Annotated in this window: 25 protein-coding genes; 23 read left to right on the top strand and 2 right to left on the bottom strand. The window is 68.1% G+C overall.

Annotated elements, in window-relative coordinates; genetic code table 11:
- Window positions 1-4: 4 nt before the first annotated feature.
- From FF090_RS02750 to FF090_RS19075, 15 genes are all read left to right on the top strand, one after another.
- Entirely contained in the window at window positions 5-1702 is a 1698-nt protein-coding gene (locus tag FF090_RS02750) for an ApeI family dehydratase (protein WP_138855277.1), read from the top strand.
- The gene (locus tag FF090_RS02755; RefSeq protein ID WP_138855278.1) at window positions 1699-2442 is read left to right on the top strand and encodes a glycosyltransferase family 2 protein; all 744 of its coding nucleotides are present in this window, start codon (window positions 1699-1701) and stop codon (window positions 2440-2442) included. Before FF090_RS02750 ends, FF090_RS02755 begins: the two co-directional genes overlap by 4 nt.
- Window positions 2430-3374: a lysophospholipid acyltransferase family protein gene (locus FF090_RS02760; protein ID WP_138855279.1), complete on the top strand. Its 945-nt coding sequence runs from the start codon at window positions 2430-2432 to the stop codon at window positions 3372-3374. Before FF090_RS02755 ends, FF090_RS02760 begins: the two co-directional genes overlap by 13 nt.
- Complete coding sequence (locus FF090_RS02765) at window positions 3361-4911, top strand: HAL/PAL/TAL family ammonia-lyase (protein WP_138855280.1); 1551 nt, start codon at window positions 3361-3363, stop codon at window positions 4909-4911. Before FF090_RS02760 ends, FF090_RS02765 begins: the two co-directional genes overlap by 14 nt.
- Complete coding sequence (locus FF090_RS02770; RefSeq protein ID WP_138855281.1) at window positions 4898-5326, top strand: acyl-CoA thioesterase; 429 nt, start codon at window positions 4898-4900, stop codon at window positions 5324-5326. The genes FF090_RS02765 and FF090_RS02770 overlap by 14 nt, the downstream gene beginning before the upstream one ends.
- Entirely contained in the window at window positions 5323-5907 is a 585-nt protein-coding gene (locus FF090_RS02775; protein ID WP_138855282.1) for a LolA family protein, read from the top strand. Before FF090_RS02770 ends, FF090_RS02775 begins: the two co-directional genes overlap by 4 nt.
- Window positions 5900-8218: an MMPL family transporter gene (locus FF090_RS02780; protein WP_138855283.1), complete on the top strand. Its 2319-nt coding sequence runs from the start codon at window positions 5900-5902 to the stop codon at window positions 8216-8218. The genes FF090_RS02775 and FF090_RS02780 overlap by 8 nt, the downstream gene beginning before the upstream one ends.
- Entirely contained in the window at window positions 8215-8778 is a 564-nt protein-coding gene (locus FF090_RS02785) for a DUF3261 domain-containing protein (RefSeq protein ID WP_138855284.1), read from the top strand. The genes FF090_RS02780 and FF090_RS02785 overlap by 4 nt, the downstream gene beginning before the upstream one ends.
- Window positions 8778-9974: a beta-ketoacyl-ACP synthase gene (locus tag FF090_RS02790; RefSeq protein WP_246071494.1), complete on the top strand. Its 1197-nt coding sequence runs from the start codon at window positions 8778-8780 to the stop codon at window positions 9972-9974. The genes FF090_RS02785 and FF090_RS02790 overlap by 1 nt, the downstream gene beginning before the upstream one ends.
- Window positions 9967-10413 (top strand): hotdog family protein, encoded by a 447-nt coding sequence (locus FF090_RS02795; protein WP_138855285.1) that lies wholly within the window; start codon window positions 9967-9969, stop codon window positions 10411-10413. Before FF090_RS02790 ends, FF090_RS02795 begins: the two co-directional genes overlap by 8 nt.
- Before the next feature lie 20 nt (window positions 10414-10433).
- Window positions 10434-11168: a 3-ketoacyl-ACP reductase FabG2 gene (locus tag FF090_RS02800; RefSeq protein WP_138855286.1), complete on the top strand. Its 735-nt coding sequence runs from the start codon at window positions 10434-10436 to the stop codon at window positions 11166-11168.
- Entirely contained in the window at window positions 11165-12403 is a 1239-nt protein-coding gene (locus FF090_RS02805) for a beta-ketoacyl-ACP synthase (protein WP_138855287.1), read from the top strand. The genes FF090_RS02800 and FF090_RS02805 overlap by 4 nt, the downstream gene beginning before the upstream one ends.
- 31 nt (window positions 12404-12434) lie before the next feature.
- Window positions 12435-12971: a hypothetical protein gene (locus FF090_RS02810; protein WP_138855288.1), complete on the top strand. Its 537-nt coding sequence runs from the start codon at window positions 12435-12437 to the stop codon at window positions 12969-12971.
- Window positions 12972-12987: 16 nt separating this feature from the next.
- On the top strand, window positions 12988-13428 hold the full coding sequence (locus FF090_RS02815) for an excinuclease ATPase subunit (protein ID WP_217503019.1): 441 nt from the start codon (window positions 12988-12990) through the stop codon (window positions 13426-13428).
- A 349-nt stretch (window positions 13429-13777) separates the two neighbouring features.
- Window positions 13778-14104, top strand: coding sequence for a hypothetical protein (locus FF090_RS19075; RefSeq protein ID WP_175423489.1), 327 nt, complete (start codon window positions 13778-13780; stop codon window positions 14102-14104).
- Here FF090_RS19075 and FF090_RS02820 read toward each other — a convergent pair.
- The gene (locus tag FF090_RS02820) at window positions 14016-15197 is read right to left on the bottom strand and encodes a serine hydrolase domain-containing protein (protein WP_175423490.1); all 1182 of its coding nucleotides are present in this window, start codon (window positions 15195-15197) and stop codon (window positions 14016-14018) included. The genes FF090_RS19075 and FF090_RS02820 overlap by 89 nt on opposite strands.
- A 64-nt stretch (window positions 15198-15261) precedes the next feature.
- On the opposite strand from FF090_RS02820, the gene FF090_RS02825 reads away from it, so the two are divergent.
- From FF090_RS02825 to FF090_RS02840, 4 genes are all read left to right on the top strand, one after another.
- Window positions 15262-16179 (top strand): polysaccharide deacetylase family protein, encoded by a 918-nt coding sequence (locus FF090_RS02825; protein ID WP_138855290.1) that lies wholly within the window; start codon window positions 15262-15264, stop codon window positions 16177-16179.
- 75 nt (window positions 16180-16254) lie between these two features.
- The gene (locus FF090_RS02830) at window positions 16255-16641 is read left to right on the top strand and encodes a hypothetical protein (protein ID WP_138855291.1); all 387 of its coding nucleotides are present in this window, start codon (window positions 16255-16257) and stop codon (window positions 16639-16641) included.
- A gap of 60 nt (window positions 16642-16701) precedes the next feature.
- Window positions 16702-17658 (top strand): CsgG/HfaB family protein, encoded by a 957-nt coding sequence (locus tag FF090_RS02835; protein WP_246071495.1) that lies wholly within the window; start codon window positions 16702-16704, stop codon window positions 17656-17658.
- A gap of 63 nt (window positions 17659-17721) precedes the next feature.
- Window positions 17722-18546, top strand: a complete 825-nt coding sequence (locus FF090_RS02840) for a D-hexose-6-phosphate mutarotase (RefSeq protein ID WP_138855293.1) — start codon at window positions 17722-17724, stop codon at window positions 18544-18546.
- Here the strand turns inward: FF090_RS02840 and FF090_RS02845 are convergent.
- The gene (locus FF090_RS02845; RefSeq protein ID WP_138855294.1) at window positions 18533-19783 is read right to left on the bottom strand and encodes an anion transporter; all 1251 of its coding nucleotides are present in this window, start codon (window positions 19781-19783) and stop codon (window positions 18533-18535) included. The two genes, FF090_RS02840 and FF090_RS02845, sit on opposite strands and share 14 nt — an antisense overlap.
- Window positions 19784-19844: 61 nt before the next feature.
- Between FF090_RS02845 and FF090_RS02850 the strand changes: the two genes are divergently transcribed.
- The 4 genes from FF090_RS02850 (at window position 19845) to FF090_RS02865 (ending at window position 24692) form a co-directional block, all read left to right on the top strand.
- Window positions 19845-20627: a hypothetical protein gene (locus FF090_RS02850; RefSeq protein WP_138855295.1), complete on the top strand. Its 783-nt coding sequence runs from the start codon at window positions 19845-19847 to the stop codon at window positions 20625-20627.
- 46 nt (window positions 20628-20673) lie between these two features.
- Window positions 20674-21762, top strand: coding sequence for a uroporphyrinogen decarboxylase (gene hemE / locus FF090_RS02855; protein ID WP_138855296.1), 1089 nt, complete (start codon window positions 20674-20676; stop codon window positions 21760-21762).
- Between the two features lie 332 nt (window positions 21763-22094).
- Complete coding sequence (locus tag FF090_RS02860) at window positions 22095-24128, top strand: primosomal protein N' (RefSeq protein WP_246071496.1); 2034 nt, start codon at window positions 22095-22097, stop codon at window positions 24126-24128.
- 63 nt (window positions 24129-24191) lie between these two features.
- Window positions 24192-24692: a TlpA family protein disulfide reductase gene (locus FF090_RS02865; protein ID WP_175423491.1), complete on the top strand. Its 501-nt coding sequence runs from the start codon at window positions 24192-24194 to the stop codon at window positions 24690-24692.
- The last annotated feature ends 8 nt before the right edge of the window (window positions 24693-24700 follow it).

The raw sequence follows: 24700 nt of genomic DNA on the forward strand, positions 1-24700 counted from the left end.
AGCGATGTGGCGTGAATTGAGCCTGGGCCTGAGCGGCCCGATCAGCCCCATGCGTGCGGCCCAGCCTGTGGGTTGGCGTGCCGGGCAGGCCCTGAGCTGGGCCGACTGGTGCGCCGAGGCGGCGCAGTGGTATGCCACCTTCGCCGCGCAGCCGGGGCGCGAATTGGCGCTGTACTTTGAAGACAGCCTGGCCGCCGCCGCCGCCCTGATGGCGGCCTGGCATGCCGGAAAGCAGGTCTGGTGGCCCGGCGACACCCTGCCAGCAACCTGCCTGGCCCTGAGCACTTCTGTACAGGCCTTTGCAGGCGACTGGCCCAGTGTGTCTCTGGGCGGCCGCCCCTTGTTGCGGCCCGCACGGGCCACTGCGGTGGATTGGCAGCCGCTGGACATCCGGGCCGAAGGGCTGGTGGTGTTTACCTCCGGCAGCACCGGCGCGCCCACGGCCATTCGCAAGCGATTGCAGCAACTCTTCGATGAGGTGCATGCCTTGGAAGCCGCCTTCGGTGCGCGGCTGCAGGGCGCCAGCGTGCAGGGCACGGTCAGCCACCAACACATCTACGGGCTGCTGTTTCGCCTGCTGTGGCCCTTGGCGGCGGGGCGGCCGCTGGCCGCTCAGCGTGTGGGCTATCTGGAAGACCTGGCGACTGCCTCTGGCCGCCTGGCCGTGGTGGCCAGCCCGGCCCACCTCAAGCGCTTGCAAGCCAGCCGCTTGGACGGCCTGGCGCCGCGTTTGGCGGCGCTGTTCTCTTCGGGCGGGCCCTTGCCCGATGAGGCCCTGGCACCTTGCCGGGCGCAACTCGGCCAGACCCCCATCGAGGTCTACGGCAGCAGCGAGACCGGCGGCGTGGCCTGGCGCCAGCGCGCGCCCGGGGCGCAGGAAGATCCAAGTTGGCAGCCACTCCCGGGGGTCGAGTGGCGACTGGAGGGCGAGCTGCTGCATTTGCGTTCGCCTCAGATCGGCGGCGACGCCTGGTTCCAGGCCCAGGACCGCGCGCGCGCCGAGGGCCAGGGCTTTGTGTTGCTGGGGCGAGCCGACCGCATCGTCAAGATCGAGGAAAAGCGGGTCTCGATCGCGGCGGTGGAGCAGGCCTTGCGCGCCTGTGGGGGCGTTGAGGCCCTGGCCCTGCCGCTGCTGCCGGGCGCACGCCAAGAATTGGGCGTGGTGCTGGTGCCCGACGCCGCGGCCTGGTCCGAGATCGAGACCCAGGGCCGCAGCGCTTGGTTGGCGCCGCGCCGTGCTGCGTTGGCGGCCTTGCTGGAGCCGACCGTGCGGCCACGCCGCTGGCGCCTGGTGGGAGAGCTGCCCGCCAATGTTCTGGGCAAGAGCACCCAAGCCGCCCTCTGCGCCCTGTTCGACCCCCTGCGGCCGCCAGCCCGGCTGCGGCGCACGGAGGCCACGAGTGCGAGCTTTGAGATCGAAGTGGAACCCGGGCACCCCGGATTTGCCGGGCACTTCCCTGAGCACCCGGTGTTGCCCGGCGTGGTCCAGCTGGACTGGGCCGAACGATTGGCACGCGAGGCCTTTGCCGAGATGCCGGCCCAGTTCGCCGGCATGGAGCAGCTGAAGTTCCAGCAGGTGATCCAACCTGGCACCCGCTTGCTGCTGGAGCTGAACTGGGACGCCGCACGCGGCCAGCTGCGATTTGCCTTCACGAGTGCGCGCGGCGCCCATTCCAGCGGACGCCTGCTCTTCCAAGCATGAAGCTCACCGCCCTCATCCCCGTTTACAACCATGGCGCCCAGGTCGGTGCGGTGGTGGCACGGCTGCGCGCCCAGGGCTTGCCGGTGCTGCTGGTGGACGATGGCTCGGACGCCGCCACCGCCCGTGTGCTCGACGACTTGGCGCGCCAACCCGAGGTGCGCCTGCAGCGACTGCCGCGTAACCAGGGCAAGGGCGGCGCCATGCTGGCCGGCCTCCGCGCTGCGCAGGCTGCCGGTTTCAGCCATGCCCTGCAGATCGATGCCGATGGCCAGCATGCGGTCGAGGACGCGCGGAGCTTTGCCGAGCTGGCGCAGGCCCATCCTGATCACCTGATCTGCGGCAACCCCGTCTATGACGCCTCGGTGCCCAAGGGGCGGCTCTATGGCCGCTACGCCACCCACATCTGGGTCTGGATCAACACCCTGGGCTTCGAGTTGCGCGACTCGATGTGCGGCTTCCGCGTCTATCCGCTGGCCCCGACGGTGGCCCTGATCGATGCGGAGAAGGTTGGTCTGCGCATGGACTTCGACACCGAGATCGCCGTGCGCCTGATGTGGCGTGGCCTGCGGGTGATCAATGTGCCGACCCAGGTTCGTTACCCCGAGGACGGGCTGTCGCACTTCGATGTGTGGCGCGACAACCTGCTCATCACCTGGATGCACACGCGGCTGTTCTTCGGCATGCTTTGGCGCCTGCCTCGTCTGTTGTCCCGCCGCCTGGGGCGCCTATGGAGCGCTTGAACACCCGCCACTGGGCGATGCTGGGCGAGACCACCTTTGTCGGCGGCGTCTGGTTGCTCTATGCCGTCCACCGTTTGTTGGGCCGGGCCTTTTTCCGCGGCCTGATGCTGCCGGTGGCGCTGGTTCACTGGCTCACGCGTCCGGCGCTGCGGGCGGCATCCTTGCAGTACCTGCAGCGCTTGCATGTGGCACAGCCCGGCCTGTTTACGCGAGCGCCAGGCTGGCGCGAGGGCCTGCGCCATGTCGCCTTGTTCGCCGAGACCCTGCTCGACAAGCTGCTCGCCATTGCCGGGCGCTATCCCTTTGAGCGGGTGCGTGAGCAGGGGCTGGAGCACCTGCAGCGGGCGCGTGCCCAGGGGCGTGGCGGGCTCTTCGTGACCGCTCACATGGGCTGCCTGGAACTGTGCCGGGTGATGGGCCAGCGCAAGGCCCAACTCGACGTCACGGTACTGGTCCACACCCGCCATGCCCAGGCCTTCAACCGCATCCTGCAGCGCCTGGATCCGCAGACCCGCGTCCGTCTGCTGGAGGTCAGCGACTTCGGCCCGGCCACGGCCGTGCAGTTGGCCGCCATCGTCGACGCCGGCGGTTGGGTGGCCATTGCGGGAGACCGCGTGCCCTTGAATTCGCAGCAAGTGGCGCAGGTGGATTTCTTGGGCCACAGCGCCCCGCTGCCGGTCGGTCCCTATGTGCTAGCCAGCCTGCTGCGCTGCCCCTTGCTGCTGCTGGCCTGTGTGCATGCGGGCGACGGCTATGTCATCCACTTCGACACCCTGGCCGAGCGGGTGCAACTGCCCCGCGCCGAGCGCCAGGCCGCGCTGGCTCAGCATGCTCAGGCCTTCGCGGATGCACTGGCGATCCTGCTGCGTACAGCGCCTTATGACTGGTTCAACTTCTATGCCTTCTGGGATCACGCCGATGCCCCTGCCTGAAATCTTGTTCGACGGTCAGCCGCTGCGGCTGGAGGCGGTGGTCGCCCTCGCACGCGGTCAGGCCGTGGCGCGCCTGAGTGATGCGCCGACCTTTGTGCGTCGCATCGACGCGGGTGCCGAATTCGTGGCCCGACTGCTGGCCGAGGACGGCGTGGTCTATGGCATCACCACCGGCTATGGCGACAGCTGCACCGTCAGCATCCCGCCGGCTCTGGTGGAGCAGTTGCCCACGCATCTCTACACCTATCACGGCTGCGGCGCCGGCGCCTTGCTCACGCCCGAGCAGACTCGCGCGGTGCTGGCGGTGCGCCTGCAGTCCCTGGCCCAGGGTGTGTCGGGTGTCAGTTATGCGCTCTTGAAGCAGCTTGCGGCCCTGCTGGCGCACGACATCCTGCCGCAGATCCCCTCCGAGGGCTCGGTGGGCGCCAGTGGTGACCTGACCCCGCTCAGCTATGTGGCGGCGGTGCTTTGCGGCGAGCGCCAGGTGTGGTTCCGGGGGGAGTCGATGCCGGCTGCGCAGGCGCTGGCCGCCGTGGGCCTGCAGCCGCACAAGCTGCGCCCCAAGGAGGGCCTGGCCATCATGAATGGCACCGCCGTGATGACGGCGCTGGCCTGCCTGGCCTGGGATCGTGCCGATCAGCTCGGTCGCCTGGCCACACGCTGCACGGCTGCCAATGTGGTGGCCAGTCAGGGCAATGCGCACCACTTTGACGAGACCTTGTTTGCCGCCAAGCCGCATCCGGGGCAGCAGCGCGTGGCCGCGCGTCTGCGCGCCGACCTGGCCAGCGACCGGCCGACGCGCAATGAACAGCGTCTGCAGGACCGCTATTCGCTGCGCTGCGCCCCCCATGTGATCGGCGTGCTGGAGGACAGCCTGCCCTGGCTGCGTCAGCTGATCGAGAACGAACTCAACAGCGCCAACGACAACCCGCTGATCGACGCCGAGGGCGAACGCGTGCTCCATGGCGGCCATTTCTATGGTGGCCACATCGCCATGGCGATGGATACGCTGAAGACGGCGGTGGCCAATGTGGCCGATCTGCTGGACCGTCAATTGGCCTTGCTGGTGGACACGCGCTTCAACCACGGTCTGCCGTCCAATCTGAGTGGCGCTTTGGGCGAACGTGCGGCCATCAACCATGGCCTGAAGGCGCTGCAGATTTCGGTCTCGGCCTGGACTGCCGAGGCCCTCAAGCAAACCATGCCGGCCTCGGTCTTCAGCCGCAGCACCGAGTGCCATAACCAGGACAAGGTCAGCATGGGCACCATCGCCGCACGCGACTGCCTGCGCGTGCTCGATTTGAGCGAGCAGGTGCTGGTCGCGATGCTGATTGCCGCCCGCCAGGCTCTGGGTTTGCGCGAGCGCCTGGCCCCGCTGAACCTCACGCCGGTTCTGTCGCAGTGGCTGGCCGATTTGTGCGCACGCATCCCCTTGATCGAGGAGGATCGGGCGCTGGATCGCGAGTTGCAGCAGTTGTTGCAGGCACTGCGAGCCCAGGCCTGGAATCCTTATGGAGAGGCCGATGCCGGGGCGTGAGGACCCTCGCCTGGTGCACGAGGTCGAGCTGACGCCGGCCTTCCATGACCTGGACCCGATGGACGTGGTCTGGCATGGGCGCTATGTGCAGTACCTGGAGATCGCGCGCTGCGCACTGCTGCAGAAGTTCGACTACGACTACCCGCAGATGCGCGACAGCGGCTATGCCTGGCCGGTCGTGGACCTGCAGATCAAGTACGTCGGTGCCATCGAGTACGGCATGAAGCTGCGCGTGCGCGCCGCCATCACCGAGTGGGAGAACCGGCTGCGCATCGATTACCAAATTCGCGACGCCGCCACGGACAAGGTGATCACCAAGGCCCACACCACCCAGGTGGCGGTGCGCTGGGAGAGCCGCGAGTTGCAGTTCGTCTGCCCGCCGGTGCTGTGGGAACGGCTGGGGGTGACGCGATGAAGCGCCGTCATCTGCTGATGGCGCTGGTCCCGCTGCCGCTGGCCGCCAACCCTGTGGCCGAGGTGCAGCGCCGCCTGCAGCAGGCCGCCCTGGTGCGCGGTCGGTTCGAGCAGGACAAGCACATCGCCGGCTTTGCCAAGCCTCTGCGCAGCAGTGGCGATTACCTGCTGCTGCGCGGCAAGGGACTGCTGTGGCGCACACGCCAGCCCTTCGCGTCGCAGTTGGCCTTGACCCGCGACGCCATCCGGGGCGACGGCGTGCAACTCGATGCCAACAAGGAGCCGGGCGTGCGCGTCGTCACCCAGCTGATGCTGGCCCTGCTGGATGGCAATCTGGCCGCGCTGGAGGCGCAGTTCACGCTGCAGGCCGAGGCCGTGGGCGCCCAGGCCTGGCGCGCCCAGGCCCAGCCGCGTGCGGGTGCCTTGGCCAAGCTGTTTCAACGCATCGAGCTGGAGGGCGATCGCCAGTTGCGGCGCATCCAGCTGATCGAAGCCCAGGGGGATCGCACCACGATCCGCTTTGACGAACAGCAGCGCGAGCCCGCCGCCGCCACGCCCGAGGAGGCGCAGGCGCTTGGCTGATTTGCGCGCTTCTGCAGCGGCTCTCCGCGCGGCCTGGCCGGCTTGGATCTGGGCCGCCTCGCTGCTGCTCCTGGCCCTGGCATTGGCCTGGGCGGCGGGCAACGGGCGCCTGCGCCTGAACACCGATGTGTTGGCCATGCTGCCCAAGGACGAACGTCGCCCCGAGGTGGAGCAGGCCCTCCAGGGTCTGGCTCGTGCGGGCGAAGGCCGGCTGGTGGTGCTGGTTCAGGCCGGCGATGGCGGGCAGGCGGCGGATCGCTTTGCCACGGCCTTTGCGGCGGCGGAGCCGCAGGCCCGTTTGCGCCACCGCGTCAGCGAGGCCGAGGCCGGCGCCTGGTTCGATCTGTTTGCCGCACAGCGCGGCGCCTTGGTGAGTGAGGCGCAGCGCCAGCAGCTGAGCGCGGGCCCGACGGCGGCGCTCGGGCAGCAGGTGCTGCAGGGCCTGCTGCAACCCATGGGTCTGCCGCGCGTGGGTGCTTGGGGGCAAGATCCACTCAATACCTTGGGCAGCTGGCTGGCCGAGCGCGCCCAGAGCAGCCGCGTTCGCGTGCAGCAGGGGCGCTTGAGCGTGCAGGCCGAGGACGGCGAATGGGCGCTGCTGATGATCGACAGCGAGGGCAGTGCCTTTGCGCTGGCCTACAACCAGGCCCTGGCGGACGCTCTGGCGCAGGCGCGCGCAGCGGCCGCTCCGGCGCGGGTGCTGGCCGCCGGCGTGCCCCTGCATGCGCATGCCGCCGCCACCACGGCCCAGCGCGAAATGCATGTCATCGGCCTGGGCTCCCTGCTGGGGGTGTTCGTGCTCAGCTGGCTCGCTTTTGCACGTCTGCGCCCGCGTCTGCTGGTTCTTCTGTCGGTGGGCAGTGGCCTGTTGGTGGCGGCAGCCCTGACCACCTGGGTCTTCGGCGAACTGCACCTGATCACCCTGGTCTTCGGCGCCAGTCTGGTGGGCGTGGCCGAGAACTACGCCAGCAGCTATTACGCGGCCCGTATCAACACCGCGCCGGCCGCGCGCTTCGAGGTGATGCGGGCGCAGCTGCCCACCATGGCCCTGGCCCTCGCCACCACCCTGGCCGGCTACGGCTTGCTGGCGGCCACGCCCTTCCCGGGCCTGCAGCAGGTGGCCTTGTTCTCGGCGGCGGGTTTGCTGGCGGCCTTGGTCTCGACCTGGCTGTGGTTCCCGCACCTGGACCGTGGTGCCGTGCCTGAGCGCCCGCTGACCCAGGCCTTGGCGCGTGGCTGGGCGCGTTGGCCCGCACCGCGCGCCAAGCGGTTGGTGGGGTGGCTGCTGCCGTTGGTGTTGCTGGTCGGCCTCGGGCTGACCCGCCTGCAGGCCAATGACGACATCCGTTTGCTGCAGTCCACGCCGCCCGCCTTGTTGACGGATCAGATCGAGATCAACCGCCGCCTCGACCTGCCCAGCCCGGCCCAGTTCTATCTGCTCAGCGCCGCCAGCGCGGAGTCACTCCTGGTGGCCGAGGAGGCGCTGAAGGCGCGCTTGCAGCCCTTGGTGGCGCAGGGGCTGCTGGGGGGCTGGCAGGCGGTGTCGGATTGGGTGCCCTCCGCCGCGCGCCAGGCCGGCGACTTCGCGCTCGTCCAGTCGCGCTGGGCGGCACTCGCGCCCAGCTTGTCGGAGGCTCTGGGCCAGGCGCCGCCGCCGGCCTATGCCAGCGCGCCGTCGCCGCTGCGGGTCCAGGACTGGCTGGCCGCTCCGGTGTCTGAAAGTGCGCGGCATCAATGGATCGGCGAGCAGGCCAACGGCCGTTGGCAGTCCGTGCTGCTGCTGCGCGGCGTGCAGCCCGCCGCCTTGCCGGCGTTGGCCGCGCTGGGCCAGGGGGATGCGCTGCGCTGGGTCGACAAGGTGGCCGATGTGAGCGAGTTGTTGGCCCGTCAGCGTGAGCGCATGCTGGCCTTGCTGGGGGTGGCGGTGCTGGCGGTGGCCGCGTTGTTGGTCTGGCGCTTTGGGCGCAGCGGCTGGCGTGCGCTGCTGCCCACCGTGTTGGCCGGGGCATTGACCCTGACTCAGTTAAGCCTGCTGGGGCAGCCGCTGCAGCTCTTTCATGTGCTCGCCCTGCTGCTGCTCCTGGGGGTGGGTGTGGACTACGGCATCTTCCTGCTGGCCCAGCCGCAGCGGCGTGACGGTCGCAGCTTTGTGGCCGTGACCCTGGCGGCTGCCAGCACCTGGCTGGCCTTTGGCCTGCTGGCGTTTTCGGCCACGCCGGCCCTGCAGGCCTTTGGCTGGACCCTCGGATGGGGCGTGGCCCTGTCCTGGGTGCTGACGCCCTTCTTCATTCCTGACCCGGACGCCGCATGAAAGTCTGGTTCTGCCTGTTCGCGCTGTGCTTGAGCGCCTGCGCCACCCCCTTGCCGCCCAGCCCCTTGCCGAGCTTGCGCGTGCTGCCGGCGGACTACGCGCGCCCGCTGCAATTGGCCCAGGCCTTGACGGTGGAGGAGGCCCCGGCCGATTCTTCGCTGCCGGGCGTGGAACGCCGCCTTGATCTGCTGTTGCAGGTGGACGCCCACACCCTGCGCCTGGCGGCTCTGGCGCTGAACCAGCGCGTGCTCAGTGTGGTCTGGGACGGCGCGCAACTGCAGGTGCAGCGCCACGCCCTGCTGCCAGCGGTGGTGGATCCCGAGCGCGTCTTGCGGGACATTGCGCTGGTCTACGCGCCGCTGGCGGCCCTGCGGGCCAGCCTGCCGCCGGGCTGGCACCTTGACGAGCAACATGACGAGCAGGGCCAGCAGCGCCGCCTCAGCCACCAAGGCCAGTTGCGCGTGCAGGTGCAGGGCCTGGGGACGAGCACGGTGCGCATCGACAACCTGGCAGAACACTATCGGCTGCGCATTGAGTCGCGCCCGATGGAGGACGGCTGATGACGCCCGCAAACCATTCCATGAGTTATCTGAACCATCTGGGCCTCATCTGCGCCGCCGGCCAGGGCGCGGAAGCGTTTTGGCAGGCCCTGGTGGCCGAGGCCCCGAGCGGTGTGGCCCCCGAGCGCTGGCGCGACGGCCGCGAGCTGCATCTGGGCCGGGTGCGCACTGAGTTGCCAATGCCCAGCGGCGCGCTCCATCTGCGCAGTCGCAATAACCAATTGCTGGCGGCGGCGCTGGAGCCCCTTCAGCAGCCTTTGCAGCAGGCCTTGGCCCGCCATGGCGCGGCCCGGGTGGCGGTGGTGCTGGGCACCAGCACCTCAGGGGTGGGGGACTCGGAGGCCGATTGGCAGCATTGGGCCGCACACAGCGAGCTGCCCGCCACGCACGATCTGCGCCGCCAGGAGATTGGCAACCCCGCCGAATGGCTGGCCCAGGCCAGCGGCGCGCAGGGGCCGGCCTATGTGATCTCAACCGCCTGTTCATCCAGCGCCAAGGCCCTGGCCAGCGCCGCACGGTTGTTGCGCGCCGGTCTGGCCGATGCCGTGCTGTGTGGCGGCGCCGACAGCCTGTGCGACTTCACCGTGGCCGGATTCGCCGCGTTGGAAGCCGTCAGTGCGGCACGTTGCCGGCCTCTGGCAGCGGACCGCAGCGGCATCAATATCGGCGAGGCCGCCGCCCTCTTTTTGATGGAGCGCGAGCCCGCCGGACCTGGCGCCGTGCGCCTGGCCGGCTGGGGCGAAACCAGCGACGCCCACCACATCTCGGCCCCCGAGCCCAGTGGTGCCGGCGCCGAGGCCGCGATGCGCGAAGCCCTGGCGCGCGCCGGTTTGCGGCCGGCCGACATCGGCTATCTGAACCTGCACGGCACCGCGACGCCGCACAACGATGCGATGGAGAGCCAGGCGGTAGCGCGCCTCTTTGGCTTGGACCTGCCCTGCAGTTCCACCAAGCCGCTCACCGGCCACACCCTGGGCGCCGCGGGTGCGCTGGAAGCCGCTGTGGCTTGGCTGACGCTCAAAGGTGACGGCCGCCTGCCGGTCCACCATCTGGGCGGTGCGCGGGATCCGGCCCTGCCGGCCATCCGCTTGGTGGGAGCGGGCGAGCGTCTGGTCGCCGCCCCCCGTGCGGTGCTGTCCAATTCCTTTGCCTTCGGCGGCAGCAATGCCGCGCTCGTCTTGACCCGCGATGACTGAGATCCATGACCTGGTGCCGCATCGCGGCACGATGAGCTGGCTGAGCCGCGTGATCGAGGTGGGGCCGGAGCACCTGGTGGCCGAGGCCGACATCGGCCCCGATCATCTGCTGTTGCGCGATGGCCGCTTGAGCGCCGCCACCGGCGTCGAGTTCATGGCCCAGACCGTGGCCGCCTGGGCCGGCGTGCAGCGTCGTGCCCAGGGCGGGCAGCCCTTGATCGGCTTCCTGCTCGGCACCCGGCGTTATCAGTGCAGCCGCAGCCATTTCGCGTTGGGCAGCACACTGCGCATCGAGGTGCGCCGCAGCTTCCAGGCCGAGAACGGCCTGAGCCAGTTCGAGGCCCGCATCGCCATCGAGGGCGAGGCCGTCGCCAGCGCCAATCTGAATGTGTTCGGCCCTGACGACCCCGAGGCCTTTCTGGCCGGTCACGCCCTTTGAACTCCGACTCTTTGAATCCAATGAATGCTGACAACACCATCCTTGTGACCGGCTCCAGCCGGGGCATTGGCAAGGCCATCGCGCTGCGCCTGGCCGCCACGGGCTACGACCTGGTGATTCATTGCCGCAGCCGGCGCGACGAAGCAGAGGCCGTTGCCGAAGCCGTCCGCGGACTGGGCCGCGGCGCCCGGGTGCTGCAATTCGATGTGGCCGACCGTGCCGCCTGCGCCGCCGCGCTGGAGGCCGATATCGAGCAGCATGGCTGCCCCTATGGCGTGGTGGCCAATGCCGGCATCGCGCGCGACAACGCCTTCCCCGCCATGCCCGGCGAAGACTGGGACGCGGTGATCCACACCAATCTGGATGCTTTCTACAACGTGCTGCACCCGCTGACCATGCCCCTGGTGCGCCGCCGCAAGCCCGGGCGCATCGTCACCCTGGCTTCGGTGTCGGGGATCATGGGCAATCGCGGCCAGGTGAACTACAGCGCGGCCAAGGCCGGCATCATCGGCGCGACCAAGGCCCTGGCCGTTGAGCTGGCCAGCCGCGCCATCACGGTGAACTGCGTGGCGCCGGGTCTGATCGAGACCGATATGGTGGACCCCGAGCTGCTGTCCGAGGCGCTGAAAATCATCCCCGCCAAGCGGGTGGGGCAGCCCGAGGAAGTGGCCGCCCTGGTGGCCTTCTTGATGAGCAAGGACGCGGCCTACATCACGCGTCAAGTGATCTCGGTGAATGGGGGGATGGTGGGATGACAAACAAAAAGCGAGTGGTCTGTACCGGCGTCGGGGCGCTCAGCCCGCTGGGTCACGACTGGGACAGCGTGCGGGCCCATTTGCAAAACGGACGCAGCGCCGTGCAACGCATTGCTGAGTGGGACGAGATCACCGGCCTGAACACCCGCGTGGGAGCACGGGTGCAGGCCTTTGAGCTGCCGCGCGAGCGCTACAACCGCAAGACCCTGCGCTCGATGGGGCGTGTGGCCTCGATGGCCTGCTTCGCCACGGAGCGTGCGCTCACCCAGGCCGGGCTGCTGGACGACCCGCTGGTGCGCAGCGGGCAGATGGGCATCAGCTGGGGCAGCTGCTCCGGCGAGCCGGCGGCCTTTGCCGACTTTGCGCTGATGATCAAGGACAAGAACACCGAGGGCATCAACGCCAACACCTACATCAAGATGATGGCGCACACCGCGCCGGTCAACATCGGGGTGTTCTTCGGCATCACGGGCCGCATCATCACCACCAGCAGCGCCTGCACCTCGGGCTCGCAGGGTATCGGCTACGCCTTCGAGGCCATCCAGGCCGGCAAGCAGGTGGCCATGGTGGCCGGTGGGTCGGAAGAGCTGGATGCCAGCCAGGCGGCGGTGTTCGACACCTTGTTCGCCACCAGCACCCGGCACAACGATCACCCGACCGTCACCCCCAGCCCCTACGACGTGAACCGCGATGGCCTGGTGCTGGGCGAGGGCGCCTGCGCGCTGATCCTGGAAGAGCGCGAGCACGCGCTGGCGCGCGGCGCCAAGGTGCTGTTCGAGGTGGTGGGTTACGGCACCAATAGCGATGGCGCCCACGTCACCCAGCCCAAGGCCGAGACCATGGCCCAGGCCATGCGCCTGGCGCTGGCCGACGCTGAGCTGGACCCCGCCGCCATTCCCTATGTGAACGGCCACGGCACGGCCACCGAGCATGGTGACATCGCAGAGACCCAGGCCACCCAGGCGGTGTTCGGCTCGAAAGTGGCGATCTCTTCGCTGAAGAGTTTCATGGGCCACACCCTGGGCGCCTGCGGCGCGCTGGAGGCCTGGATGACAGCCGAGATGATGGCTGCGAACTGGTTCACCCCCACGCTGAACCTGCACGAGGTCGACCCCCGTTGCGGCGACATCGACTACCTGATGGGTGCCGGCCGCGCCATCGACACCGAGTACGTGATGACGAACAACTTTGCGTTCGGGGGTGTGAATACCTCGTTGATACTTCGCCGCGCATGATTGCGGCACAAGATCAATAGGGAGTCATCGAATGAGTCGTTTGTTTAGAGGTGCGGCCTGTCTTTTTGCCTTCGGGTCGTTTTTGGGGGCTGTGCACGCGGGCGATGTTGATGAGCAACGCATAGGACGCGAATTGGCGGCTGCATTGAGCCAGGAAATTCGGTCACTTTGTGTGTTTGATAACGGAGCGCCAGCCGGCACCCGGTTTGCAGTTGTGCGCAAACTCAAGGTCGCCAAGGGCACTTATGGCGGAGTCAAGGAGCTGCTACCGGAGTTTGGCAAGCTCGCGCTGCAAGCAAGGGCTGACGCCGTTGTGGACTACAACAGTTCACAGCGCTTTGGTTTCTGGCCCTGGCGTGTTGTTCGGCCTGTGGTGACGGGTACAGCCATTCGCTGGAGTGAAGCGCCCACCCAGACCTGTGAAGCGCTGGGTGGTGTGCGTCTTGAGACGATCTTGCTGACCAACCGTTCGCCGGAATCGATGGCGCGGCAGGAAGGCGCCCCGGCACGCCCTCCCGCGGTTGAAATCCCCCAACCTTCCGCTTCGGAAGTAGAAGTTCCTCGCTAATTCTTAGGTGCATTTGATGAAGAACTTCTTCTCATCGTTGGTGACGATCTTGCTGGTGCTATTTGCCCAAGCAGTCCAGGCCCGTGACACCGTGCTCGCCATCCCCCTGGCGGATGTGTTGGCGATGCCAGAGGCCAAGGAAAAGCTGGACCCGAACTTCCACTTTTTTCTGGCTGGCGCCAAGACACCCAAGGCCTTGAAAGAGTTGGGAGAAGGCACCACCAACCAAAAGACCAATGGCTTTGGTAAATCCGATGACTTCGGCTGCCGTTGGGTCATCCTGTCGGCTCTATTGCGCCTGCAGGAGGAGGGAAAGCGTCTGGGTGCCAACGGTGTGATCAATTTGGTGAGTTTTTACAAGAAGAACGAAACCAAAAGCTCTGAAACTCTTGAGTGCCATGCAGGCGGTTTCGTGATCGGTGCTGCGCTTAAAGGGCACTACGCCCAACTGCCCTGAGGTGGTCTCGGCCTGCATCGCACCGCTGGCGGCGTTGGAGGCCGAATTACCCGCCCTTGAGGCTTGGTGCTCTCCTAGCGAGTGGTCGCGGCTCCAGGCTTTTTCTTTGGCGGCCCGCCAGCGGCGCTTTCTCGCAGGGCGCTGGCTATTGCGCCGCTTGTTGGCCCTTGAGTTCGGTGTTGCCGCGAAAGCAATTGCGCTGAACCAGGCGGAAGGGGGGCGCTGCCTGTCTTTGTGGGGCTGGCAGATGACCGTCAGCCACAGCGGCGACTGGGTCGGTGCGGCAGTAGGCCCCGGAATCTTGGGGCTGGATCTGCAGCTGGCGTCAACCCGCCGTGATTGGAGGGGTATGGCCGAATGGGCCGGATTGCTCGATCCTGTGGCCCCGTTCGAAGAGTCGGATTTCTATCGCCAATGGACCCTGGCCGAGGCCTGGTTGAAGGCCGATCCGGCCTGTACCAGCCTGGCGCAATTGCGCGGTCTGCGCTGGGCAGAGAGTCCGGCCGGCCCGGGTTGGCAGGGGCAGGTCGGCCACCTGCACTGGGCCGTGGTGGCCGAGCGAGCGCCGCAGTGGCGCACCGACTTGTTCAGCGGCTGTCTGGCGCCGACATCGCCGCAAGGCTGGGCGCCGTGTTGGCCCGCGCCAGACGTTGCAGCAGCAGGTGGCCGATCTTGAAGTTCCAGTTGAAGCTGGTCTGCAGCACCACCACGGCGCGGCCGTGGGCGCGGTCGATGCCGACATAGCTGGTGTGGCCCACGGCCATGCCGACTTGGTTGGTGATGGCCAACTCCCCCATCTGATCGGTGACCCAGGCGATGCCGGGGGCGTCCTGCAGCTGTGGGATGCGCACGCGCAGGTTGTCGGCCAGCAATTCACCGAGGCGCTGCTGCCCAGGTGGTGGCTGCAGATGGGCCTGGGCAAAGCGCAACAGATCGCGCGCACTGGTGCTGAGTGCTGCGGAGCCCTTCATGGCATCGCTGTGCGTCCAGTCCTCCACCGGGCGGCCCCGACGCATGAATTTGGGTTGGTCGCCCGCATGCCCCTGGGCCGGCCGGCCGGGCAGGGTCTCGCCCTGAAAGCCGGTGTGTGTGAGACCCAGCGGGCGCAAGACGCGCTCACGCACCAGGGTCTCCAGGGGCTGGCCGCAGCGGGCCTCGATGGCCAGGCCAATCAGCGCGAAGCCGATGTTGGAGTAGGCCGGCACCACCTTGCCGGGCGGCTCAAACTCGGCCATGTAGTGGCGCAGGAAGTCGGCGTCGAAGCGGCGGTAGAAGTTGCTGCCATCCCAGGTGAAGCGGCCCAGGTCCAGCAGCATGCGCAAGTCGGTGGGCTGGCGCGGCAGCCCGGCGCTGTGCGAGGCCAACTGCTCCAGGGTGATGCGGCGCGCCGCCGCGCTCAGCGGTTGGCCGGGCATCAGTTGCTCAAGCGTTTCGTCCCAGCGCAGGCGACCCTCGTCGACCAGTTGGGTCACCAGGGCGGCCACAAAGCCCTTGGTCAGTGAGCCGACAGGGAAGCGCGTGTCCGCGTTCAACTCTGCACCCCCCACTTCGCCCAAGCCATAAGCAAAAAAGTGCTGCTGGCCATCGGGCTCCAGCAGACCCACCACCAGGCCGGGGGTCTCCTTGGCCGCCAGCACCGGTTGCACCAGGGCATCCACCTGGGCCTGCAGGCTGCCGCTCGGCGCTGCTTGTGGCGCGGGGTCGCTGACCATCCGGGTCATGTTGCCGCAGCCGCCCAAGGCAAGCAGCAAGGCGAGGCCGGCAAGCATCGGGCGCTTTCTAGAATCCCGCCGCGACGGGAGGCAAGCCGCCAGCGGCTCGAACAACAAAGACATGGAAAACAAGAAGAATCGCGGGCACCGCTGGCTCGAGAGCCTGCTGACTGCAGCGGTGCTGTGGATGGGCGGGCTGGGGCAGGGCTGGGCGGCGGAGCCGCCGATTCGCTTCCTGCTGAGCTTTGACGATGGGCCGAGTGCGCGTGCCACGCACAACCCGACCGAGCGGATTATCGGAACCCTGGCCGACAACCCGGTGCAGCCCGGCATCAAGGCGCTGTTCTTCGTGCAGACCGGCGCCCTCAATGGCGGCGCAACAGCACGCGGCCGGGCCCTGATGCAACGCGAATGGGCGGAAGGTCATCTGCTGGGTTTTCATACGGCCACACCCGGTCACACCAGTCACACCCGACTACCCGACCTGGCTCTCGGGCAGAGCCTGGACCAGGGGCTGGCCGAGCACGAGGCTTTGCTGGGGGTGCGGCCAAGATTGGTGCGCCCACCCGCCTGGGCCTATGACGCCCGCACCTTTGTGGCCTACGCCGAGCGCGGCCTGGCGGTGCTGATGACCGACCTGTCGGCGAACGACGGCAAGATCGTTTGGCCCAATTTCAGTCCGCGCCGGCGTGCGCATCTCCTGCAGCAAATGCGGCTCTTGAGCGAGCGCATCGAGGCCCTACCGGTGGTGCAGGGCGTGCGGCCTGTGGTGGTGACCTTCCATGACCCCAACCCGTACACCGCACGGCGGCTGACGGAGTACTTGCAGATCCTGATCGACGCGGCTCAGCAGGCCGGCCTGCCCCTGTACCCCCGTCCCTTCTACGACGAACGGGAGGATCTGGAGCGCGCCGCGCTGGCGCGGGCCCTGCCCGATGCCGAGCAGATCGTGCGCATTCCGGGTTTCTGGACGTCCGTCTGGCTGTCCTTGTCTGAAGTCTTCATGGCGCCCGAGCGCACCGCGCTGCACGCACCCTGATACCGATTGACCCGGCCAGCGCGCCGGGATGGCCCTATCCTTGCGCCCTCTCGTGTTTGAAGCGGAGGCCGCACGATGACCCCACTGCGTTTTGGATGGCTGGCCCTGGGCTTGGCTGCGACGGCCGCCCTGGCCCAGGCCCCCTATGTCTGGACCATTAACCCCGGCCCGAAATCGGGCACCAAATGGATGGTCAAGCCTTCGAACGGGGTGGAGGAGTCCTCCACCGCCGTGGTGATGGATGCGCCCAAGCCGGTGTGGGCGCGAGTCTGCTACTCGATCGGCCCCTCGGAATCAGTGGTCACGGTGTACTCGCAGCGCGGCCAGGCTGACGTAAATTCCACCGAGTTGGCCTGGGGCGGCTGCGCCGATGTGTTTGGGCGCAGCATCTGGATCGGCAATGCCCATGCCCAGACGGTGGGTGGCTATTACGGCATCGCCCCAGCCACGCCCGCCGATTGACGAATTCACTGAGTCCGGCCGCGAAGGCGGCGCGTTTTTGAACCCTAGATGGAGGTAGAGATGTCGGATAAGAAGAGCGCCCTGCTGCGCACCACGACCCTGGGCCTGACGCCGCTGTTGTTGGCCGGCTGCCTGGCCACCGCACCCAAGATGGGTGAGGACAAGGGCACCGTGTCCGGTGCCGCTGGCGGTGCCACCACCGAGAACCAGAATTCCAAGCTGGAGCGCTGCGACGAGACCCTGGGCACCGTGGCCCTGGTGGAAGACACCAATGCCCCCTGGTGGTCCGGTATGCGCGAGCGCCAGCTCGGCTCCACCATCCCGGTGCTGCGCCTGATGATCCAGCAGAGCAATTGCTTCGTCATCGTCGAGCGCGGCCGCGCCTTCGCCAATATGGAGCGTGAGCGCGCACTGATGCAGTCCGGTGAGAGCCGCTCGGGGAGCAATTTCGGCCAGGGCCAGATCGTTGCGGCCGACTATTCGCTGAGCCCCGAGATTCAGTTCTCCGGCAAGACAGGCGGCGGCGGCGGGGGCTTTGGCACCGGGGCGCTGGGCCTGCTGACGGCAGTGGCCGCCAATGTGAACAAGAACGAAGCCTCGACCACGCTCATCCTGGTGGACAACCGTTCGGGCGTGCAGATTTCGGCCGCCGAAGGCACGGCCAAGAACTTTGACTTCGGCATCTTCGGCGCCAGCTTCTGGGGCGGTGGTGCAGCGGGCGGTGGCGCCTATGCCAACACGCCGCAGGGCAAGGTCATCACGGCTGCGTTTGCGGACTCCTTCAACCAGATGGTCAAGGCCCTGCGCAACTACAAGGCCCAGACTGTCAAGGGCGGGCTGGGCACCGGCGGACGCCTGGGCGTGGATGGCGGCAGCACGCCGGCATCCAAGGAGCTGAATGCGCCGGCCGCCGCGCCTGCGGCAGCGCCGGCCGCCAAGCCCAAGGCTGCGACCAAGCCGGCCGCCAAGCCCAAGACCACCACTCCGCCGCCTCCGCCCCCCAAGACGGGAGGCTGATCCGCCCCCGCTCCTAGGACAGGCCCATTTGGGCCTGTTTGTTTTTCTCCACGGCAGACTTCCATGAGCGATTTGATTCAACTGCGCAGCCCCGACGGCGCCCGCGCCACCCTCAGCCTGCAGGGCGGACAACTCTTGAGTTGGCAGCCTGCGGGTGCAGGCGAGCAGCTCTACCACTCGCCGCTATCGCGCAGCGGGCCGGGGCTGGCGCAGCGCGGCGGCGTGCCGGTGATCTTTCCGCAGTTCGCCGCCCAAGGGGTGGGGCCGCGTCATGGCATCGCCCGCACGCGCCGCTGGGCCTTGGCCCATCGGGATCAGGGCCGCCAGGACGCCCTGGCCGTGCTGCGCCTGCAGGACGATGCCGACACCCTGCGCGACTGGCCGCATGCCTTTGGCCTGGAGTTGACGGTTCGCTTGAGCGGTGCCGTGCTCGAGATGGAGCTGGCGGTGGAAAACCGCGGTGAGTCCCGCTTTGAATTCCAGGCCGCGCTGCACAGCTACTGGGCCGTGGAGGACGCCGCGCGCGTGGTCGTGGAAGGCCTGCAGGACCGCCGCTATATGGACAGCCTGAGCGGGCTGGATGGCGTGCAGCACAGCCACCGCCTGGAGTTGCTGTCGGGCAAGCCCATTGACCGCATCATCTATGGGCCGGCATCGCCTCTGCGTCTGATCGAGTTGGGCGAGACCCAGACCCGCCGGCTCCATATCGAGACCGAGGGCTTCGATGATGTGGTGCTGTGGAACCCCGGCTCCGAGCATGGTCTGGCGGATCTGCCGCTGGCCGATTGGCAGCGCTTTGTGTGCCTGGAGCTGGCGCAGATCGAGCATCGGCCGGTGCTGGAGCCGGGCGAGGAATGGGTGGCGCGTCAGACGGTCAGGCTGCTCTGAAGAGCCACAGCCACAACACCGAGATCAACAAGCTCGCCAGTGCCGCCGGTGCACCCAGCCGTAGGTGCTGGCGCCAGTCGATGACGATGCCCTCGCGTGCGGCCAGATCCACCACGATCAAGTTGGCGATCGAGCCCACCAGCAGCAGATTGCCGGCCAGGGTGCTGATCAGGGCGAGCAAGGCCCCCGCACCGGCCGGGTTGGCGCCCAAATGCGGCAGCAGGAGCATCACCGCCGGCACGTTGGACACCAGATTGCTGAGCAACACGGTCACGCCGGTCAGCACCCCGGGGTGTTCTAGGCTCCAGCCCCAGGATTGCATCTGTGCCACGGCCTGCGCGGCCAGGCCGGTGGTTTCAAAGGCGTGGTTGACGACAAACAGGCCGATGAAGAGCAACAGCAGCGGCCAGTCGACAAAGCCCATGACCTCGCTGCTGTGCAGGCGGCGGCTCATCAGCAGCACGGCCGCGCCGATCAGGGCAGCCGCCTCGCGTGGCCAGTCGGTGAACAGGAAGACCAGCATCAGGACGCCCGCCACGATCAGGCCCTTGGCGCTTTGCCAGGGGTCGAATGGCGGCTCTTCCGCACCATGGCTCACTGCGGCCAAAGTGGCGACCTTGCCGGCGCGCAGGTGCCGCACCAGCAGCGCCCAAAGCAGCCCCAGGCTGAGCAGCACGGGCACGGCCACCCGCGCGATGTAGTCCACAAAGTCCAGCCGCAACACGGCGCCGATCAGCATGTTTTGGGGGTTGCCGATCAGGGTGGCGGCCGACCCGATGTTGGCGGCGCAGGCCAGGCCGATCAGCAGCGGCACGGGCGCCAGGCCGCGCTGCAGCGCCAGTCGGGCCACCATGGGCGTCATGACCAGGCAGACCACGTCGTTGCTGAACACCGCCGAGAGTGCGGCGGCCAGCCCGATCAGCGCGGCCAGCAGGGCGCGCGGCCCCATCGGGTGGGTGGCCACGCGGCGGGTCAGCTCACCAAAGAAGCCGCCCAGGCGCAGTTGCGCCGACAGCACCATGAAGGCAAACAGCAGCACCAACGTGGGCAGGTCCACGGCCTGCGCGAGTTGCTGCACCGACTGTCCGGTCAGTGGCAGCACGGCGATGGCGCCCAGCAGAGCGATGCCGCTGCGATCCAGCTTCAGGCGCGGCAGGCCGCCCAGGAACATGCCGATGTAGACCACGGCAAAAACGGTGAGCAGGCCCCAGTGGGAGGCGTCGGGGTGGGTGGGCATGACGTCAGCGTAGCGCCTCGATGGATGGGCCGCCCAAGCCCGTCCGCCGCAGAATGCGCTCATGAAACCTGATCTCAATGCCAGCCTGGGCGCGGCTCTGAACGCGGTGCCGACCCCACCGGCCCCGCCCGCTCTGGTGCTGGGGGCGGCCGGCTGGCTGGGTTCGGCCTTGCTCGCCCAGGTGCTGGGCGCTGGGCATCGCCGTGTTGGGGCCTGGATGCGTCGCCCCATGGGCAGCACGCTGCGCGGTTTGGTGCCGGTGCTGGATGCGGATCTGGAGCCGGCCCAGGAGCAACCCTCTGCTTGGGCCGGGGCCTGCGCCTATCTGGTGCTGGAGCGGGCCGGGCTCACCGGGGCGGCGCGCAATGCCGTCTTCGCCCAGCCCGACGCCAGCGAGTTGCTGCCGCTGGCTCAGCGCCTGCGCGCCCTGGGCGTGACGCGCTTGTTGGTCGTCTTGCCCCATGCACCGGGCAGCCTGCCCGAGGGCCTGCGGCATGGTTTTGCCGACCGGGATGAGCAGGGCTTGAGTGAGCTGGGCTTCACGCAACTGGTGTTGGTGCGCTCCAGCCGCGATACGCAGGCGCTGCCGTCCGGCACCCCTTGGTTGGAGCGCTTCGCCGCCGCCTGGTGGAGCCAGTTGCGCTGGATGCTGCCGGACGACGAACGCCCGCTGCGCTCGGTGGCGTTGGCACGGGTGGTGGTGCAGGCCGAGCGCCTGTTGCGTGAGGCCGGGCCTGGGGTGCGAGTGCTGACGCAAGCGCAGGCCAGTCGAGCGGCCCAGTCGGGGGTCCAGGGTGCTCAGACCCTGCGGGTCTGGGCCGGGTTGGACGCGCAGCCGGTTTGAACCTCGTCAAGGCCAGGGAGCAGGCCGCCCCGGATAATCCCGGCCCATGGCCTTCGCACCTCTACAAAACGACGTCTTCCTGCGCGCAGCCCTGCGCCAGCCCACGCCCTACACCCCCATCTGGCTGATGCGCCAGGCCGGGCGCTATCTGCCCGAGTACAAGGCCACGCGCGCCAAGGCGGGCAGCTTCATGGGCCTGGCCACCTCGCCCAATTACGCCACCGAAGTGACGTTGCAGCCGCTGGAGCGCTTTCCGCTCGACGCGGCCATCTTGTTCAGCGACATCCTGACCGTGCCTGACGCCATGGGCATGGGTCTGAGCTTTGGCGAGGGCGAGGGCCCGCGCTTTGCCAAGACGGTGCGCGACGAAGCCTCGCTGGCCGAGGTGCAGTTCGATCTGAACCGTCTGCGCTATGTGTTCGATGCCGTGTCGTCGATCCGTCAGGCCCTGGGCGGGCGGGTGCCCTTGATCGGCTTTGCCGGCAGCCCCTGGACCCTGGCCTGCTACATGGTGGAGGGGCGCGGCAGCGACGACTATCGGCACGTCAAGACCCTGATGTACGCGCGCCCCGATCTGATGCAGGGTCTGCTCGACAAGCTGGTGGAGGCCACCATCGCCTACCTGAACGCGCAGATCGATGCGGGCGCTCAGGCGGTGATGCTGTTTGACTCCTGGGGCGGCGTTCTGAGCCATGACGCCTATCTGCGCTTCGCTCTGCCGGCCTCGCGCCGGGTGTTGCAGGGACTCAAGCGCGTGGGCGCTGACGGTCAGCGCCTGCCGCTCATATTGTTCACCAAGGGCGGCGGCCTGTGGCTGCCGGAAATGGCGCAGACCGGTGCCGACATGCTGGGCCTGGACTGGACCATGGACCTGGGCCGCGCCCGTGCGCTGCTGCAGGACGGCGTGGCGCTTCAGGGCAATTTGGACCCCAATGTGCTGTTTGCGCCGCCCGCTGTGGTGCAGGCCGAGGCGCGCAAGGTGCTGGACAGTTTTGGTCGGCCGCAGCGCGCTGACGGGGGCTGGGGCGGCCATGTGTTCAATCTGGGCCATGGCATCAGCCAGCACACACCGATCGAGCAGGTGTCGGCTTTGGTTGAGGCGGTGCACAGCCATTCCCGCACTTTGCGCGGGTAAGCGCCCGCTCACCTGGGGCAGGGCCCGTGATGCGGCCTGCGGGCCGGCTGGGAGCGGACTTGTCCCCAGTTTGAAGCCAGCGAGGGGGCCCACGCGCAGAGTCCGATGGTGATTTGAAAGAATGCTCCAAGTGCCTATGGTGCTTGGAGTTTTTCTTTTTTCAGCGGCGCCGCTGGGCGCAGGGTGGGCATTCGACAATGGCTGGCTGGAACGCCTGCTCTGGTTTTCCTCACAAACTTATCCACAGGCTGTGGATCATTGCAAAACTCTAAGCGCGGCGCGACCTTGTGACGGTTTCTTCAAAAGACTGTGACGTTTTTCTCAGGGTGGCCGTGCCCACGCCGCAGCACAGCGGGCTGGGGCAGCCGCTGGACTACCGGGCGCCTGCACCCCTGCCGCCGGGCAGTTTGGTGCGGGTGCCGCTGGGTCGGCGGCAGGTTCTGGGGGTGGTGTGGGAGACCGTGACGGATTCGCCCGACTATCCACCCGAGGCCCTCAAGCCGGTGGACTCGGTGCTGGCGCTGGCGCCGCTGGATGCGGGCTGGCGCGCCCTGATCCGTTTTGCCGCCGCCTACTACCAGCGTGGTTTGGGCGAGATGGCGGCGTCGGCCCTGCCGGGCACCCTGGCGCAGCTGGATGAGACTCAGCTGGCACGCCGGCTCAAGCGATTGCCCACCGAAGCGGGCGTAGGCGCTGTGGCGGCCGCTCCGGCGCTGCAGGCGGGCCAGCAGGCGGCCGTGGAGCGCCTGAGCGCGCAGCTGCATGGGCAATCGCCGGCCCAGCCGGTGTTGCTTTGGGGGCTGACGGGTAGCGGCAAGACCGAGGTGTATCTGCACGCCGCCGCGCAGGCCTTGGCCCTGGGGCGGCAGGTGCTGGTGTTGGTGCCCGAGATCAATCTGACCCCGCAGTTGCAGGCGCGCTTTGCGGCCCGCTTTGGCGCTGAGCGAGTGGCCTGCTTGCATTCCGGCCTGACGCCGGCGCAGCGCCTGCGGGACTGGCTGCGGGCACATAGCGGACAGGCCGAACTGGTGCTGGGTACGCGGCTGGCGGTCTTGGCCTCGCTGCCGCGCTTGGGCCTGATCGTGGTGGACGAGGAGCACGATGCCAGCTTCAAGGCCCAGGATGGTGCGCGGCAGTCGGCCCGCGATTTGGCGGTGTGGCGTGCGGCGAACTTGCGCATTCCCATCGTGCTGGGCTCGGCCACGCCCTCGCTCGAAACCTGGCACAACGCGCAGCAGGGACGCTACCAGCGCGCGGATTTGATCGAACGCATTGGTGCGGCGCCCTTGCCCAAGGTCAGGTTGGTGGACTTGTCCAACCAACCCTTTCCCAAAGGGCCGGGCGCCACGCCGCCGCCTTTGGTGCCGCAGTTGCTGCAGGCCATCGAGCAGCGCATCGCGCGCGGCGAACAAAGCCTGCTGCTGCTGAACCGGCGCGGCTACGCGCCGGTGCTGCACTGTGGCCAATGCAGCTGGCGCAGCGGCTGTCCGCATTGCAGCGCCTGGCGCGTCTTCCACAAGAGCGATCGCACTCTGCGCTGTCATCACTGTGGCTTCACCGAGCGCGTGCCGACGGCCTGCCCAGACTGCGGCAACCAAGACATCGCCCCGATTGGCCGTGGCACGGAGCGGCTGGAAGAGCAGTTGGAGTCCTTGCTGCCGGGGGCTCGCCTGGCACGTCTGGATGCCGACACGACCAAATTGGCGGGCAGCCTGGAGGCGCAGCTGGCACGCGTGCATGCAGGTGAAGTCGACGTGTTGGTGGGCACGCAGATGATTGCCAAGGGTCACGATTTCCGCCGCGTGACCCTGGTTGCGGCGCTCAACCCGGACAACCTGCTCTATTCCAGCGACTTCCGCGCTCCCGAACGCCTGTTCGCGCTGCTGATGCAGGCCGGTGGCCGGGCCGGGCGTGCCGGGGCCCTGAGCGAGCATCCGGCCGAAATGTGGGTGCAAACCCACCAGCCGCGCCATCCGCTCTATCAAGCGCTGCAGCGGCACGACTTTGCCGCCTTTGCGGCCAGTCAGTTGGAGGAACGCCAGTCTGCGGGATTGCCGCCCTTTGCCCATTTGGCGCTGCTGCGTGCGGATAGCCGGGACGAGGAAGGCGCGCGCGACTTCCTGCGCGCCGCCGCCGAGGCCGGGCGCGCGGTGGACCCGGGAGAGGCGCTGTTCTGGTACCCGCCCATTCCCCATCCGGTGCCCAAGGTGGCGAATCAGTGGCGCTGGCAGATGCTGGTGGAGTGCAGCCAGCGCGCCCCGCTGCAGCGGGCTCTGGCCGGCTGGGTTCCGGCCTTGCATGGGCTCAAACGCACGCACAAAAGCGTCACACGCTGGGCCATTGACGTCGATCCGCTGGCCATTTGATCGCTCGCTGTAAGGCCGGGCCGCCCCGCCGCGACCCACCAGCCTTGCTGACGGAGGATGGCGATGGGAATGGGATTGAAGGTGCTGCTGGGATGGATGCTGGCAGCAGCATTGGCGGGTCACGGCCATGGCGAGGCCGCTGGACTGAAGGGGCGCAGTGCCGACGGGCGCTTGTTCGATCTGGCCCAGCAGCGCGGCCGGGTGGTGATGGTGGTGTATTGGGCCAGCACTTGTGCGCCCTGCCGCACCGTGTTGCCGGAATTGCGGGCCAATCTGCGCGGCTGGAAGGATCAGCCCTTCGACCTGGTGAGCGTGAGTCTGGACGCTCGTGAGACGGACTGGCGGGAGTACGAACGCCTGGCCGCAATCACTCAACCAGATGCCGCCATGCGCGGCATTTCGCTCTGGCGCGGAGCGCGCGACACCCAGGATGCCCTGCAACCGGGGAGCCCTCGTAAGCTGCCGCTGACCTTGGTGTTGGACGCACAGGGGCGTGAAGTCCAGCGCTATGAGGGCCGGGTCCCGGCAAAGGCCTGGGATGCGGTTGCCGAGCTGCTTCCCTGATCGGAGCC

Origin of the sequence: Inhella inkyongensis, from assembly GCF_005952805.1 — a bacterium.
GTDB lineage: Bacteria > Pseudomonadota > Gammaproteobacteria > Burkholderiales > Burkholderiaceae_C > Inhella > Inhella inkyongensis.